The 14,337-nt window shown below is 64.1% G+C and carries 11 protein-coding genes; 5 read left to right on the forward strand and 6 right to left on the reverse strand.

The genetic code is table 11. From position 1 onward, the window contains the following. The 6 genes from ASE78_RS10275 to ASE78_RS10295 all read right to left on the reverse strand — a co-directional run. Positions 1 to 936 (reverse strand): helix-turn-helix domain-containing protein (locus ASE78_RS10275; RefSeq protein WP_156351446.1); only part of this gene is annotated, 936 nt, incomplete at its 3' end. A 409-nt stretch (positions 937 to 1,345) separates the two neighbouring features. Next, on the reverse strand, positions 1,346 to 2,278 hold the full coding sequence (locus tag ASE78_RS10280; protein WP_056496606.1) for a replication initiator protein A: 933 nt from the start codon (positions 2,276 to 2,278) through the stop codon (positions 1,346 to 1,348). After that, a complete protein-coding gene (locus tag ASE78_RS18700; RefSeq protein ID WP_156351447.1) occupies positions 2,275 to 2,472 on the reverse strand; it encodes a hypothetical protein in 198 nt (65 codons plus the stop codon). Before ASE78_RS18700 ends, ASE78_RS10280 begins: the two co-directional genes overlap by 4 nt. A gap of 239 nt (positions 2,473 to 2,711) precedes the next feature. Beyond that, on the reverse strand, positions 2,712 to 4,145 hold the full coding sequence (locus ASE78_RS10285) for an oligosaccharide flippase family protein (protein ID WP_056496609.1): 1,434 nt from the start codon (positions 4,143 to 4,145) through the stop codon (positions 2,712 to 2,714). 267 nt (positions 4,146 to 4,412) lie between these two features. After that, a complete protein-coding gene (locus ASE78_RS10290; RefSeq protein ID WP_082467133.1) occupies positions 4,413 to 5,381 on the reverse strand; it encodes a glycosyltransferase in 969 nt (322 codons plus the stop codon). Positions 5,382 to 5,391: 10 nt separating this feature from the next. Continuing rightward, positions 5,392 to 6,786 (reverse strand): exopolysaccharide biosynthesis polyprenyl glycosylphosphotransferase, encoded by a 1,395-nt coding sequence (locus ASE78_RS10295; RefSeq protein WP_082467134.1) that lies wholly within the window; start codon positions 6,784 to 6,786, stop codon positions 5,392 to 5,394. Positions 6,787 to 7,288: 502 nt separating this feature from the next. On the opposite strand from ASE78_RS10295, the gene ASE78_RS10300 reads away from it, so the two are divergent. From ASE78_RS10300 to ASE78_RS10320, 5 genes are all read left to right on the forward strand, one after another. Then, positions 7,289 to 8,665, forward strand: a complete 1,377-nt coding sequence (locus ASE78_RS10300; protein WP_056496614.1) for an O-antigen ligase family protein — start codon at positions 7,289 to 7,291, stop codon at positions 8,663 to 8,665. Between the two features lie 84 nt (positions 8,666 to 8,749). Further along, the gene (locus tag ASE78_RS10305) at positions 8,750 to 9,463 is read left to right on the forward strand and encodes a polysaccharide biosynthesis/export family protein (RefSeq protein WP_235515005.1); all 714 of its coding nucleotides are present in this window, start codon (positions 8,750 to 8,752) and stop codon (positions 9,461 to 9,463) included. Positions 9,464 to 9,486: 23 nt separating this feature from the next. Continuing rightward, on the forward strand, positions 9,487 to 11,688 hold the full coding sequence (locus ASE78_RS10310; RefSeq protein ID WP_156351448.1) for a GumC family protein: 2,202 nt from the start codon (positions 9,487 to 9,489) through the stop codon (positions 11,686 to 11,688). Then, a complete protein-coding gene (locus ASE78_RS10315; protein ID WP_056496617.1) occupies positions 11,672 to 12,904 on the forward strand; it encodes a hypothetical protein in 1,233 nt (410 codons plus the stop codon). Before ASE78_RS10310 ends, ASE78_RS10315 begins: the two co-directional genes overlap by 17 nt. Beyond that, positions 12,901 to 14,163: a hypothetical protein gene (locus ASE78_RS10320; protein ID WP_156351449.1), complete on the forward strand. Its 1,263-nt coding sequence runs from the start codon at positions 12,901 to 12,903 to the stop codon at positions 14,161 to 14,163. The genes ASE78_RS10315 and ASE78_RS10320 overlap by 4 nt, the downstream gene beginning before the upstream one ends. The last annotated feature ends 174 nt before the right edge of the window (positions 14,164 to 14,337 follow it).

A 14,337-nucleotide genomic window follows, 5' to 3' on the forward strand; every position in this document is an offset into this window, starting at 1 on the left:
CCGTGTCGTTCGCTGTTCGTTCGGGCCTGGCGTACGCAAAGCGCACTTTCGTGCAGTGACCCCGGAGAGCATTGCCCCGGCAACGCCGGGGCTTCCCCGTTTCTGTTTTGGGGTTTGCCGTTTGTAACCGTCGGCACTTTTGCTTCCATCGTTCAAGATAATCCGGCGACCGGTACGGTCGACGTCCGAACTTCCCCTATCAATAGATTTCGAGAGTGGTTCAGGATGGAAATGAGACTCGCACTCGGCACGATCGACTGCCGCACCTAATCGGGCGAGCATCGCACCCAGCTCACCGCCGACACTCGCTTCGGCCAGTTCCCGACAAGTAAGCGTCGCCAGCATCGACACATGGTCGGCCCCGCGCTCGGCTTGGTGTTGCCCGACATCGTCGGGAAGCGGCACGGCCTGAAACCAGCGCGGCAGCAGCCGCAACAGTGCCGCTGGCAGCAGCGCGCGGTAGATATTCGAGGTCTGGCGATAGCGCGCCTCGCCATCGACGCCGCGACAGAAACGCCGTTGCCGCTGGAGGAAACCGGCCGCTTCGAGCAGGTTCAGCGCCCGCGCCACCGTCGCCCGGCCGAGCGCGGTCGCCTTCGCCAGATGGTCGTAGCTGGGGAACACCTTGCCGGCGTTCAGCCGGGCGAGGGTGCAGATTTCCTCGAACACCCGCACCGCACCGGCGGTGAGCGCGGCGATCGCGCGTTCGGGAGCGCTCAGCTCGCGCGGCTCGCTGCGCACCTCGCGCCGCAACCGCCGCCCGGCGTCGAGCGCGGCGCGCGCCATCGCCAGCAGCCGGTCGGTCTCGCCCTTGCCCGGCACCGCGAAGAAGCGCGCCTCGACCGTTCCCGCCTCGACGCTGCCGCGCCGCACCGGACAGCGAGGCCGGGCAGGGGCGAACGCCCGCGCCGCCACGTCACGCAATGACAATGCCATCGTTTCCCCACCCCCTGTGTCGGGCCGGGACCAAAAAATGCAAAAAGGGGCGTGGCGCGAAACGCGCGTCCTTGATCCGGTAGGGAATCGGGGGTATTTGAAAACCACCTTGAGAGTGGATGCGACGTTTGGCGACGTCGTTTCAAAACCCTGGGACGCCCGGCCTTCGTGCCGGGCTTTCCTTTATGTGGTCACGGCTATTCCCTCATCCGCCAACCCCATTGCCGGCTTCTCGGGCCGACTGTTGCAGATGATTTCCAACAACGGAAGCGTTCCCGGTTCGTGCTTTCGCGGATGATGCACGAAAATCGTTCGTGCTATCGCGGATGAACCCCGCCGGATTCGTGCTTTCGCGGATGCCAAAGCGTGCCGGATTCGTGCTTTCGCGGATGCGTGCGACGTTTGACCGCTATTCGTCGCTCGCCGAGTCGGGGGCCTCCGCCGTCACCTCCGCACCCGATTCGCCGGCGTCGTCCTGCTCGATCTCGGGCAGGCGCGGTTCGATCCGCACCTGGGTGTACCCCGGCGTCCGCGGGCCCTTCGTGCCGCTCGGCGGGGCGTTGGTCGCCCCGATCAGCACCAGGCGATAGTCGGGGATCGCATCGGCCTCGACGATGGCTTTGAGGGCATGGCGGAAGTGCGGCAGCGAATTCTGATAGCCCAGTTGCCGCCGCAGCTCGTCGAGTTCCATTTCGCACGGGCCATCGCTGCACGATGACCTTGCGATCTCGTACAGCCGCCGCTCGACCGGCCCCAGTTGGAAGTACCCGCTGGCGTAATCGAGGATCTGTCCGTCGTGCAGGATTGCGCGGTACAACCAGTCGCACAGTCGAACGCGGATCGCCTTCAGTCGCCGCGTGTCGCCGCCGGCATCCTTGGACCGGGTATAGTAGAGCTTGGCTTCGGACAGCCACGAGAAATAGCCTTCCTCGCCCTCACCGCCCGCCTCGATATTGGTCTTGATCTGCGTGCCCTGCAATCGCTCCAGCGCCTGCGACAACCGGCCATAGGAGCGCGCGGAGGGGTTGTTGCCGGTAACGCAGAACAGGTCGTGCGCGGTGAAGTGGAACTCCTGGTTCACCTCTTCTCCGGCTTCGAGGCGGGCGATCATCAGGCTGGCGATATAGAGCACGATCTCCTTGTCGTAGATCGTGGCCGCCCCCTTGGCGGTCGGCACGATCTCAATCGAGACGGTGCCGTTGTCGTACGACAGCGGCCGCGTCCATTTGCCCTTGCTGAGCGCAAAGAACGGAAACGCCATCAACGACCGCTCGCCGCGCACATCGGCAAGGAGGGGACTGTCGAGCACGAACAGGTCGCGCTGTGGGCGGGGCACGATCATGCTCGAACCCCGATCATGGCATCATCCGCGAAAGCACGAATTATAGAGCGACCATCATCCGCGAAAGCACGAATCCGCAGGGGAGAGGAGCTGGAAAGGCAGGTTTTGGGCGTCTTGGCCGCCACCAATTCGTGCTTTCGCGGATGATGCCGGATTGCCGGTTCGATCGTGAAAAATTGCTGCGACAAAATCATGCCTGTCAATCTAGCAGCCTAGCGTCTCCTCCTCAAACATGTGGCGGTAGAGAGGCGGTTTTGGAACACCGAACATGTTTGATCCCGGCATGCAGCCGCCGCGCTCAGGTCGGCCTCGACAACGGCGAGGCGCACCACGCGCTGAAGAACCGCTCTGCGCATCGGTCGGCAAGGCGAGATCCGTGATCGCACCGCTAACGGTGCATAGAGCAGGCGCATCGTCTGGTCGGAAAACCGCTCTACCGCCGTAGCCGCGCCAGCAGCAATCGCACCTCCTCGAAGATCGGGTGCTCACGCCGCCACAATAGCAGCGCCCAGCCCGCCCCACCCAGCGCGGTCGACGCCACGATCCATGCGATCGGCACGTCGGGCGACCAGCGCTGCGACAGCATCGTCACCGCGACCGGGAGCGTCGCGGTGATCGTGAGCAGCAGGCTCTCGCGATAGATGCCGCCGATCTCACCTTGGGGCGTACCCGCGAGCCGATCGATATGGGGGCGATAGAGGAGATAGCCGACCACCGCCTCGCCGATGCGGCCTAGCGCGGCAGCCGCGATGCTGAAGAGGCAGCCGATCGCGAAGATCGCGGTGCCCACCACCGCGCGGATGATCTCGATCCGGGTCTGGCGGGCGGTTTCCTTGCGCAGCACGAACAATTCCCAGTTCATGCCGAACCCTAGCACCACGAACTGCGCGATCATCAGCAGCGACAGCGGCGTGGCGGCGGGCAGCCAGCGGCGGCCGTAGAGCAACTGCACCACCGGCCCCGCCACGATGGCAAGGCCGATCAGCAGCGGCCACATCACCCCGGTGATCATGCGCAGCGCGCGCACGAAGCTGTGATGGATCTCACCCGTCTCGCGCAGGTCGCGCGACAGCTTGGCGAAGATCACCCCGGTCGCGAGGCCATAGACGTTGACGAAGATCAGCGCCGACAGGCTGGAGGCCCGCGCATAGAGACCGAGCGCCGCCAGCCCCAGCATGCTGCCGAGCAGGATGTCCGACCCGCGCGAGGCGACCTGCGCGACGCCGCTGATCGACAGCATCTGTACCCCGAACACCGCGATCGCGCGGAACTGGTACAACCCGGGGCGGAATATCAGGTCACGCGGGCGCAGCGCCATGTAGAGCAGCGCGCACACCAGATTGGCGACCACCGGTCCTGCGGCCAGCCCCGGCACCCCCGCCCCGCCGAACACGAGGCCAAGCGTGACGCCCGCGGTGACCAGCACGCGCACCACCGTGACGGACGAGATGACGCCGTAGCGCATCTCGCGCATGAACAACGTGGCGGGCACGAATTCGAGCGCCGAGAGCAGCGGCCCGAACCCCATGATGAGGAACACGGTGGCGAGCGCCTGCTGGTCCAGCCACAACTCGATCGCTCCGGCAGCGAACAGGCACAGCGCCAGCGCCGCGCTGAGCACCAGGTTGACGGTGAACGCCGAGCGGACGACGCGCGGGTCCAAGTCGGCCTCGCGCACCAGATAGGCCTGCGTCCCGAACGACAGGAAGACGCCGAGCACCCCCGATATCGCCAGCGCCAGCGCATAGATACCCATATCTACCGGTGAGAGCAGGCGGGTGACGATGACCGAGGTGGCGAAGGTGACGCCGAGGGTGACGGCCTGGCTGCCGTAGGACCAGAGCAGGGATTTGCGAACCGACGCCATTCAGTCGCGCTTCCCTGCACGCATCGGGGTGAACCACACTGTCTCTGTCTCCACAACGCCGCTCCGGCCCCGATCGTCGGGCGCCCTAGCAGATACGCCAGGCAATGGCGCAAGGATTGTGCGGCGATACTGATGGTGCCGCCAGTGCCGCCAGTGCCGGCGTCCGTTCCGGGTGCGGGCGGAACGATGCCCCGGCATCCCGGTGCCGCTCGCGCTGTTCGCACTCGCCGCGCTGATTGCCGGGACCAAACATCTAGACCGAGCGGTTCAGCTCCGCTGTCGCCAGTAAAAGGGCTGCATCGACAGGCGCTGCTTCCATGCGTTGGACAGCCGCTTTTCGCGACTCCCCATCTTGTACCCGGCATATTTTGCAAAGGTCCGTGCGACAGCCGATGGCAATTGCGTCGGATCGTTGCGAACAAGATAGGACAGTTCCGAACGAATGAAGCGCAGTCCCTCACCTTCCGCTCTGCCAAAGGTGTCGGTCAGCCAGGGATTGCGGCCATGAAATACGCCGACATCAAAATAGCGCCGGAATTCCTCGGCAATGGTATAGCCATGGCTGTGTTCGACCTCGGCATCGCCTCGATACGCGATTCTCCAGCCTTTCATCAGCATCTGCCCGGCGACAAGCTGATCTTCCGCGAAGAAAGCATCTTCGGGAAAGCCTCCTACGGCCTGCAGGGCGGTGGCACGATAGGCAGCAAAAGAGTCCGAGCAGAATACCGTCTTTACGCCGACACGTTTGCGATCATCAAAGCCGCGTGTTTCGGATTGCGGCGGGTAATTGGTCAAACGGGCATGACGTTCGATCCCACGAGCGATCCGGCGGGGTAGTTGGCGGCCATATGCCATACCGATAGCGGGATCGGCAAAGGCGTCGACCAACCGTCGGATTGAGTCTGCATGCTGTGGGATGGCGTCTTGCGTCAACATGACCACGACCTCAGCCTCGGGACGCATCTCGACAGCGCGCTGGCGTGTGCCGCCGTGATTGAAAGTCTTGGGATCAATGCCGACGACCCGTGCGCCGAATGACTCGAACGCGGCACGACTGTTGTCGGTGGATTTGGAATCGATGACCAGAAACTGGTCATTGGGCAATCCCTGCTGAGCAAGAGCCGGCAGCAATGCACCGAGATACGGCTCCGCATTCAGGATGGGAATGACCACCGAAACACGTGCCGGGTCGACGGACCAACCGGTGGTATCACGGAGACGGGGGTGTTCGGGCAATGCTACTTCCTCAGAATGCGTTGTCGTGGCGTAGTACAAAGATCGTACGGAACAGGATCCACAGATCCTTGCGCATCGACCATTCCTGCAAATATTCCAGATCCGCCGACACGCGATTGGTCAGGTCCGTCGCAAGTACGGTGGCACCGCGAAATCCGCGAATTTGGGCAAGGCCGGTTACCCCTGGCTTTACGGCATGACGATGGCGATAGCGTGCATCGACGTCCCAATACAGCTGTTCGGCAGCTTTTGCGGACAGCGCATGTGGGCGCGGACCCACCAAGCTCATACTGCCAAATAGGACGTTTATAAATTGTGGAAGTTCGTCGATGCTGTTCGCGCGGATGAACTTCCCGACGCGGGTAACCCGGCTGTCGGAACGTGCTGTTAATACCGACGCATCGGCATCGCTACGGTCATTGTACATGCTACGGAACTTCAGCATCATGAACAGAGTGTTGTCGCGCCCGATCCGTTGCTGACGGAATAGGACAGGGCCGCGGGACTCGATCTTGATCGCGATCGCCACTGTGATCAGCACGGGCAAAAGAAGGAAGAGCGCGGTGGCCGATGCGACAATGTCGAAAAGGCGTTTAACCGCACGGTCACGCAGATGCAGCGGGCCCGCCGAAACGACCATCGTACGGGCATCTCGATATCTTCCAACGCCAATTATGCCGATGCGATCGACTTCGGGAGCGAGGATTTCCCCATCTACTGCCATGGATTTCAGCACATTCGCCCAAGCGGCCACATGATCGTCGTGGCAGGCGATCAGAACGCGGTCGGCATGAGCAATCCGCTTTGCCAGTTCGTGATAGGCAAGTGGGTCGTCTGTGCGCGGATTGAAACCGAGTTGTCGAGCATCCAGCATGATGTGATCCGCCGTCGCTTCCCACGGCACGCCATCGACGACGACCACCGTGCTGAAGGGTGCCCCGTCGAACACGCGCAACAGTAACTGCCCGATCAACAACCGTCCCGCCGTGAGTAGGACGATCACGAACATCATCCCGATCCAGAAGACGACGCGCGAAAATACCGCACCGATCTTGAATGAATAAGCGATGATGAGCATCGTCGCTGCGGCAAAGGCGATTGCCCGGACCGCCCGAAACGCACCAATTCGCGGATCGCGAAGCGTGGCGGCATTGTACAAGTCATTGATGGCGGCGGACCAGAGATAGATCGGCAGCATGACCGAGATCATCGTGATTCCGTGCGATGCCGACCATTGGCCGAGATAGACGAAGTTGGCGAGCAAGAAGCTGCTCACGATCGCAGCAGCGTCGCAACCGGCCAGGGCAGCATAGCAGCGTATCCGCTGCCGCTCCATGTTTTCGATCCGCACCGGTTCCGCAACGGCAGAAAATGGACCGATGTCTTCTCGGTTATGGATGTTCATCGACTTATTTCCGCAATGCGATCGGGAAAGGAAATGACATTATCATGCGACTGCACTATCAAATGATCCAAAAATATCGCCGTATCGGGACGATAGCGGTCCTATAACGGCGCGTTTCTAATGCACAAAGCCGTGATGGCCTATAGCCCGGTAAAGCAGGCTACGTACAGAAAGCGGGCGATCGATCCTGGCGACGGGTGGCCGTCCTGATACCGGCAGGTTGTAGCGTCATGGACATTTCAACGCGATCCATAGTGGGTCTAATGATCCGTTCCCGAATAGGCTTTGCCGGAAATGAAAGATCCGTTGCAATGCCTGACGCTCGATCCGGCCCTGCCGCTTGCCGGTTTCCCGCTTGCCCATGGGTCCGCGGCCGTACCCCCGCACATGCCGGGGAACGGCGCATCCGCCGCCCCGTCCCGTGCGATCAAAGAATTAGCGGTGGCGCGGCCGGTAGGATAAGGGGCGGCGGACCGGCTGTACCAGGGGATCGATCGACGGGATGAAGGGCAGGAATATTTCGAACGTGGCGACGATGCGCCAGTATCTGTTCGGCGCGCTGCTGGTGACGTGCGCGCTGCTTGGGGGATCGTCGCGCGCGACGGTGCCGGGCCTGCTCGTGCTGCGCCCGGTCATCGTGCTGTTCCTGGGGGCCTTCCTGCTGCTCCCAGGCGCGATCGCCTGGCGGTCGGTACGCGTGCCGCTGGCGCTGCTCGGCGCATTCGCCGCGACGATGCTGATCCAGCTCGTTCCGCTGCCGCCGTCGTGGTGGGTCGCGTTGCCGGGCCATGCGCCGCTTGCCCCCTCGCTGGCGCTGGCGGGCGATGCACTGACGTGGCGGCCGATCTCGCTCGACCCCGACATGACGCTCAACGCGCTGGTGGCGCTGCTCCCCGCATTCACGGTCATCGTCGGCTATGCCGGGCTCGACCCCGCGCGCCGCCGCGCGTTGCCGGTGTGGCTGGCGGGGATCGCGATCGGCAGCGCGCTGCTCGGCCTCGCCCAGATCGCCTCGGGCGGGCAGGGCGCGGCCTATTTCTTCCGCAACACCTCGTTCGGGCTGCCGGTCGGGCTGTTCGCCAACCGCAACCACCAGGCGGTGTTCCTCGCGCTCGCCGTGCCCGTGCTGTGGTTTTGGGCGCGCACCGCATCGGCCCCCGCGCCGGTGCTGCGTCTCAGCGTCGCGCTCGGCGCCACGCTGCTGTTCGTGCCGATGATCCTGATGACCGGGTCGCGCGCGGGGATCATGGCGCTCGCCGCCGCGCTGCTGCTGACGCCGTGGCTGGCGCGGCTGCGGCTGCCGCGCGGGATGCCGCGCGCCCGGCGACGGCTGCTGCTCACCGCGCTCGCCGCGGGCGCGCTGCTGGTCGCCGGGCTGATCGCCTATACCGTGGTGGCGGGGCAGGCGCTCTCGCTCGACCGGCTGAACGACATGGACGGCCTGTCTGGCGAGAAGCGGCTGCGCGCGCTGCCGGTGCTGCTGCGGATGCTTTCCGACTTCTTTCCCTTCGGACTGGGACACGGCGCGTTCGAACCCGCCTTCCGCATGTACGAACCCGATGCATTGTTGATGGCGACCTATTTCAACCGCGCGCACAACGATCCGCTCGAAGTGGCGATGTCGGGCGGGCTGCCTGCGATTGCGGTGATGGGCGCGCTGCTCATCTGGCTTGCGACGCGGCTGCTGTCGGCATGGCGCGGCAGCGCATCCGATCCGACGAACGCGCTGGCACGTTTGGGCGGAGCGGTGGCGACGGGCTGGCTGCTGGCCAGCATCGCCGACTATCCGCTGCGGACCCCGCTTGCCGCCGCCATGTTCATGCTGTGCTGCCTGTGGCTGGAGGACGGCTTCCAGGCGCGCCGCGCCACGGCCGCCTGAGGACACAGGCAACCATTAGGTTTACAATCGAACACCCGCTGGGGTAGGCGCAGACCAAGCGGCTTCCTGCCATCAAGGACCCTTATGCATTCCAAGTTCGCCCGCCGGGCGGCAATCCTGCTGACGATCACGCTGACCGGCTGCTATTCCACCGACCGCATGGTTGGCAGGCCCGACCTGAGCGTCGTCCAGCAGGGCGATCTGCCCGCTCCGCTCGGATCGGACCAGATATTGCAGCAGCGCCCCTATCTGATCGGTCCGCTCGACAAGGTCGTGATCGAGGTCTACCAGGTGCCTGAGCTGACCCGCACGCTGCAGGTCGATGCCAACGGCCAGATCTCGCTGCCGCTGCTCGGCACCGTGTCGGCGGCGGGCAAATCGCCCGCGGAACTCGCAACCTATATCACCGAAAACTTGCGCGGGCGCTATGTCCGCAACCCGCAGGTGACGGTCAACGCCGACACGATCAACCAGACCTTCACCGTCGACGGACAGGTCAAGGAGCCGGGGCTCTACCCGGTGCTGGGCAAGATGACGCTGCAACGCGCCGTCGCCTCGGCCAAGGGGCTGTCCGAATATGCGAACACCAATTACGTCGTCATCTTCCGCCAAGTCGGCGACCGGCAGATGGCGGGCATCTACGACCTGCGCGCCATCCGGCAGGGCCAGTATCCCGATCCTGAGGTGTTCACCAACGACATCGTGCTGGTCGGTGAATCCGGCGGTCGCCGCGCGATCCAGAACATCATTGCCAGCGGCGCCCTGTTGACGGGCCCGCTGATCGCCATCCTTCAATAAGCGTATCCAGACAGGCCCGCCCAGTGAGCAGCACCCTCGACCCGACCATGGATCTGCCCGGCGCAGTTCCCCATGTTCCCGCGCGCGAACCGCACGGGAGGCCGTCGATCGTGGCGGAAATCCTGTCGATCGTCCGCCGCCGCCGGCTGCTGATCGCGGCGATCGTCGCCGCGATGCTGACCATCGGACTCGTCTACACGCTGCTTGCTCCGCGCAAGTATACCGCCGCCGCACTGATCGAAATCCAGCGCGAGCGTGGCAGTTTCATCGAGGTCGAGGGCGCACAGAAAAGTGACAGCCTTGCCGACCAGGAATTCTACCAGACGCAATACGGCCTGTTGCAGTCGCAGTCGCTGGCCGAGCGCGTGGCCAACGACCTGCGCCTGTATGACAATGTAGAGTTCCTGACCACCGCCAAGATTCTCGACACCGATGCCGCCAACCAGTCGCGCCGCGCATTGTCGAGCGAGGAGCGCCGCAGCCGGACGACGGCGGCAGCGAGCTATCTGCTGCGCAATTTCGAGATCGAGCCCGAACGTTTCTCGCGGCTCGTCACGATCCGCTTCACGGGACGCGACCCGGCGCTGGCCAAGCGCGTGATCGATGCGTGGAGCGCCGATTTCGTGCGCATGACGCTGGCGCGCCGCTACGAGGCGACCGCCTATGCCCGCAGCTTCCTTGAACAGCGGTTGCAGCAGTTGCGCGGCCGCATCAACGAAAGCGAGCGGCAACTCGTCGCCTATGCCTCGCAACAGGGGATCGTGAACCTGCCCGCCAACAGCGGCGGGGCGGGGGGGCAGGCGGAGGGCGAACGCTCGCTGATCGCCGACGATCTCGCCAGCCTGAACCAGGAACTCAGCCGCGCCGTCGCCGATCGCGTCAAGGCGCAGAGCCGCACCGGATCGTCCGATGGCGCGGTGAGCGAGGCGATCGCTAACCCGGCGATCTCGACACTGCGCAACAAGCGCGCCGAACTGGCAGCGGATTATGCCAAGATGATGGTGCAGTTCGAACCCGGCTACCCCCCGGCACGCGCGCTGCAACGCCAGATCCAACAGCTCGACCAGTCGATCAACCGCGAGGAACGGCGCGTCCAGCAGACGCTGAGCGAGGAATATCGCGCCGCCGCCTCGCGCGAGGAAGCGCTCCAGAGCCGGATCACTGGTCTCAAGACCGGGCTGCTCGATTTCCGCCGGCGCAGCATCCAGTACAACATCCTCCAGCGCGAGGTCGACACCAACCGGCAGCTCTATGACGCTCTGCTCCAGCGCTACAAGGAAATCGGTGTCGCCGGCGGCGTAGGTGTGAACAACATTTCGGTAGTGGACGGTGCGCAGCTCCCGACCCGCCCGTCCAGTCCCAAGCTGCTGCTCACGATGGCGGCTGCGCTGCTGGCCGGACTCATCGTCGCGGGCGGCGTGGTGTTCGTGCTGGAGCAGATGAACCACGGCATCAACGATCCCGAACAGGTAGAGGAAGTCCTGGGCGTACCCCTGCTTGGAACGGTGCCGACGGTGCCGGGAAGCAACATGACCGAAATGCTCGCCGACCGAAAGACGCCGATCAGCGAAGCCTATCTGTCGATCCAGACCAATTTGCGCTTTGCGACTGACCAAGGTTTTCCCCAGATACTGGCGATCACCAGCACTCGCGCTGCCGAGGGCAAATCTACCACTGCCTTCGCGCTGGCGCATGCCATGGCGCGTCTGGGCGGACGGGTGCTGCTGATCGATGCCGATATGCGTTCGCCATCGGTGCATCATCTGATCGACTGCACCAATGCCTATGGTCTCAGCGACTTCCTTGCTGGTCGGGACGACATCGACGCGCTGATCCATCGGTTCGCCGATGCTCCGGCGGTCATGACCGCCGGTCCGCAGCCGCCCAGCGCAGCCGAACTGCTTTCGGGCAGTGGTCTGAAGCGCCTGGTGCAGGTGTTGCGTGAACGGTTCGATCATGTCGTGTTCGACATGCCGCCGGTCATGGGGCTGGCCGATGCGCCATTGGTCGCCAGCGCGGTCGATGGGGTGGTGTTCGTGATGCAGGCCGGCGAAACGCACAGCACCATGGCGAAAGCCGCGATCGGGCGACTGTCCGATGCCCATGCCCGCGTGTTCGGCGCGGTGCTGACCAAGTTCGATCCCAAGCGGGCCACCTTCGGCTATGGCTATGATTATGGCTATGGCTATGGCTATGGGAATACGGCCGATGCCAAGGGCGGTTGATCCAAGACGTTCGCCCGGCCAGGGACCGGTCCGCGTCGGGCTGATCATTGCGCTGCTGTTGCTGTTGGGCTGGCTCTCGCTGGCGGTGACCGTGGATCAGGTGCTGGGACGCAGCGTGCCCGGGATCGCCGCACGCTGGGCGCCGTGGGCAGCGGGCTGGCGGATACAGAGCGCGACACACAAGCTGATCGACGGCAATCCGACCCCCGCGCTGCGCGCGCAGGCCGCGGCAGAATCGCGCGCTGCAATCAATCGCGCCCCGCTGCGTGCCGCCGCCGCGCGTTTGCTGGGCACGACGCAGTTGCTGGAAGGCAGCCAGGCCGTCGGCGCTTACCGCTATGCGCATCGGCTATCGCGCCGCGACCTGCCGACCCAACTCTATCTGATCGAGACGAAGGTCGCCGCCAACGACGTGGCCGGGGCGCTGCGCCATTACGACATCGCGATGCGCACCAATGTCACGAGCCGGGCGATGCTGGGCGACATTCTCATCAACGCATCGGACACGCCCGAGATCGCCCAGGCGCTCGGCCGGCTGCTCGCTACCCGCCCGGCATGGCTGCCCGAATTTTATCAGCGCTTTGCGGCGCAGGCGAAAAATCCGGCCGCAATCCTGATTGTCGCCGGCGCGCTGGACTTTCGCGGCGACCGCGACGAGGATGCCGAGTTCATCACCATGGCACTGGAACGCCTGGTGCAACTGGGGGCGGTCGGCGATGCCGAACATTATTATCAGCGCGTCACGCGCACGACCGATCGCATAGCCCTGATCCGCAATGGCGGATTCGAACGCCCCAACCGTTTCCAGCCCTTCGACTGGATCATCGCCAGTGAACCGACCCACAGCGGGATCGTCGAACGGCGCCCCAATGCACGGGGTGTCGCCCTGACCCTCACCGGCAACGAAAGTCACGCGATCGCCCGGCAATTGCTGGTCCTGCATCCGGGACGCTACCGGATAACGGCTACCGTAGGCAACGTGCCGCAGGCGGTGGAGGAACGTCCGAAGCTGGTGCTGTCTTGCCAGTCGGGTGCGGCGATCGCCACGCTTCCCTTCGCCGCAGTGGGTGAGAAACCGCGCCGTTTGGAGGCTGGCTTCACCGTTCCTCAGGGGTGCGAGGCGCAGTGGCTGGACATCGTCAACACGCCCGCGTTCGACGGAGAGCCGGCCGACCCGTGGATCGACGACATCGGTATCGCCGCCGGGGCACCATGACCCATGCCGCTGTATCCGGGCGATGGAGCTACCGCGCCTTCCTGATGCGGACGCCCTTCGCCTTCGCCTTTCTGGCGATGATGCTATGCATGCCTTCGGCCGTCGCCTTTCTGGCGCAGGGAGGGTCGCATTCGCCGGGCCTGACCGTCGCCGCGGTCCTTGTCCTGCTGGCGTTGGTGCCGGTGCTGCGCGTCCATCTGCGCTACGACATTCTCGGCGGATTCCTGCTGTTCCTCGTGATTCATTTCTTCGTTGCCCGCCAGATCGCATTGACATCGACCGGACGGTTCGCAGGGTCGCTGATGGTGATCGTGCTGCTGTTCGTCGCCGCGACCTATTATGCCCAGTGGCTGATCCGGCTGACGCCGCAGGTCATGGACCGGGCCGTGCGCTACCTCGCGTGGTTCCTGGTCGCGGTGACGATCCTTGCCGTTGTGCGCTTGCAGCCGCTGGGCGGCGGCATCTGGGAAAAGCCGACCTTCCCGTTTACCGAACCCTCGCATTTCGCTGCGGTCTTTACCCCGGTCCTGCTGGCATTGTGCTCGCGACCGGGCGGGCGGCAACGCTTCGTGTGGCTGGGCGTGGGTCTGCTGACCGGGGCGCTGCTCCAGAACCTGACGGTGCTGGTCGGGGTCATGCTGGTCGTCGTCATCACCGCGCCCATATGGCAGTTCTGTATCGTGCTGGTGGTGGTGGTGGCGGCTGCGACCCAGATCGACCTTACCTATTATCTTTCCCGGCTCGATTTTTCGGTACAGACCCAAAATCTCTCGTCACTGGTCTATCTTCAGGGACTGGACTTCATTCAACAGAGTTTCGCGCGGACGTGGGGCTGGGGTGTAGGGTTCCAGCAACTTGGTTTCACCCCGCTCCACAGCCCGGCGACACTAGTCATATATTCGCTCAATAGCGGGTCGTTCCTTAACCTCCAGGATGGCGGGTTCGTTGCCGCCAAGGCGTTGAGCGAACTGGGCGTGTTCGGCGCGGTGCTGATCGGCGTCATGACGATCGCGGCGGTGCGCGCCGCGCTGATCCTGCGTCGCTCGGCGCTGACCGGCAATCCGATCGATCCGCGTCGCCGCTTCTGCCTCGCGATCACCGCGGGATATCTGATCGATATCTACGTGCGCGGTGTGGGATATTTCAGCGCGACGACCATGTTTCTGGGCATTGCGATCTTTGCGTTGAGCGCCATGCGCAAGGCAAACGTCGTCGACACATGGCAATCGCCGGGTACGGCCCGATCGCCGAAATCATAATCGGGACAACAACGCTCCGGCACTACCGCGTTGCACTGCGATCATCGTCGATTCCCGCACCCCCGATCCGGTCGTCGACGGTGTCCGCTCGATCGAACACATCGCTGCCGAATGACCCGACGTGCATCTGCTGCGTACCGAGAACAACGGCTTTGGGGACGGCGTCAACCTGGG

This window comes from Sphingomonas sp. Leaf25 (assembly GCF_001421635.1).
Taxonomy (GTDB): Bacteria; Pseudomonadota; Alphaproteobacteria; order Sphingomonadales; family Sphingomonadaceae; genus Sphingomonas.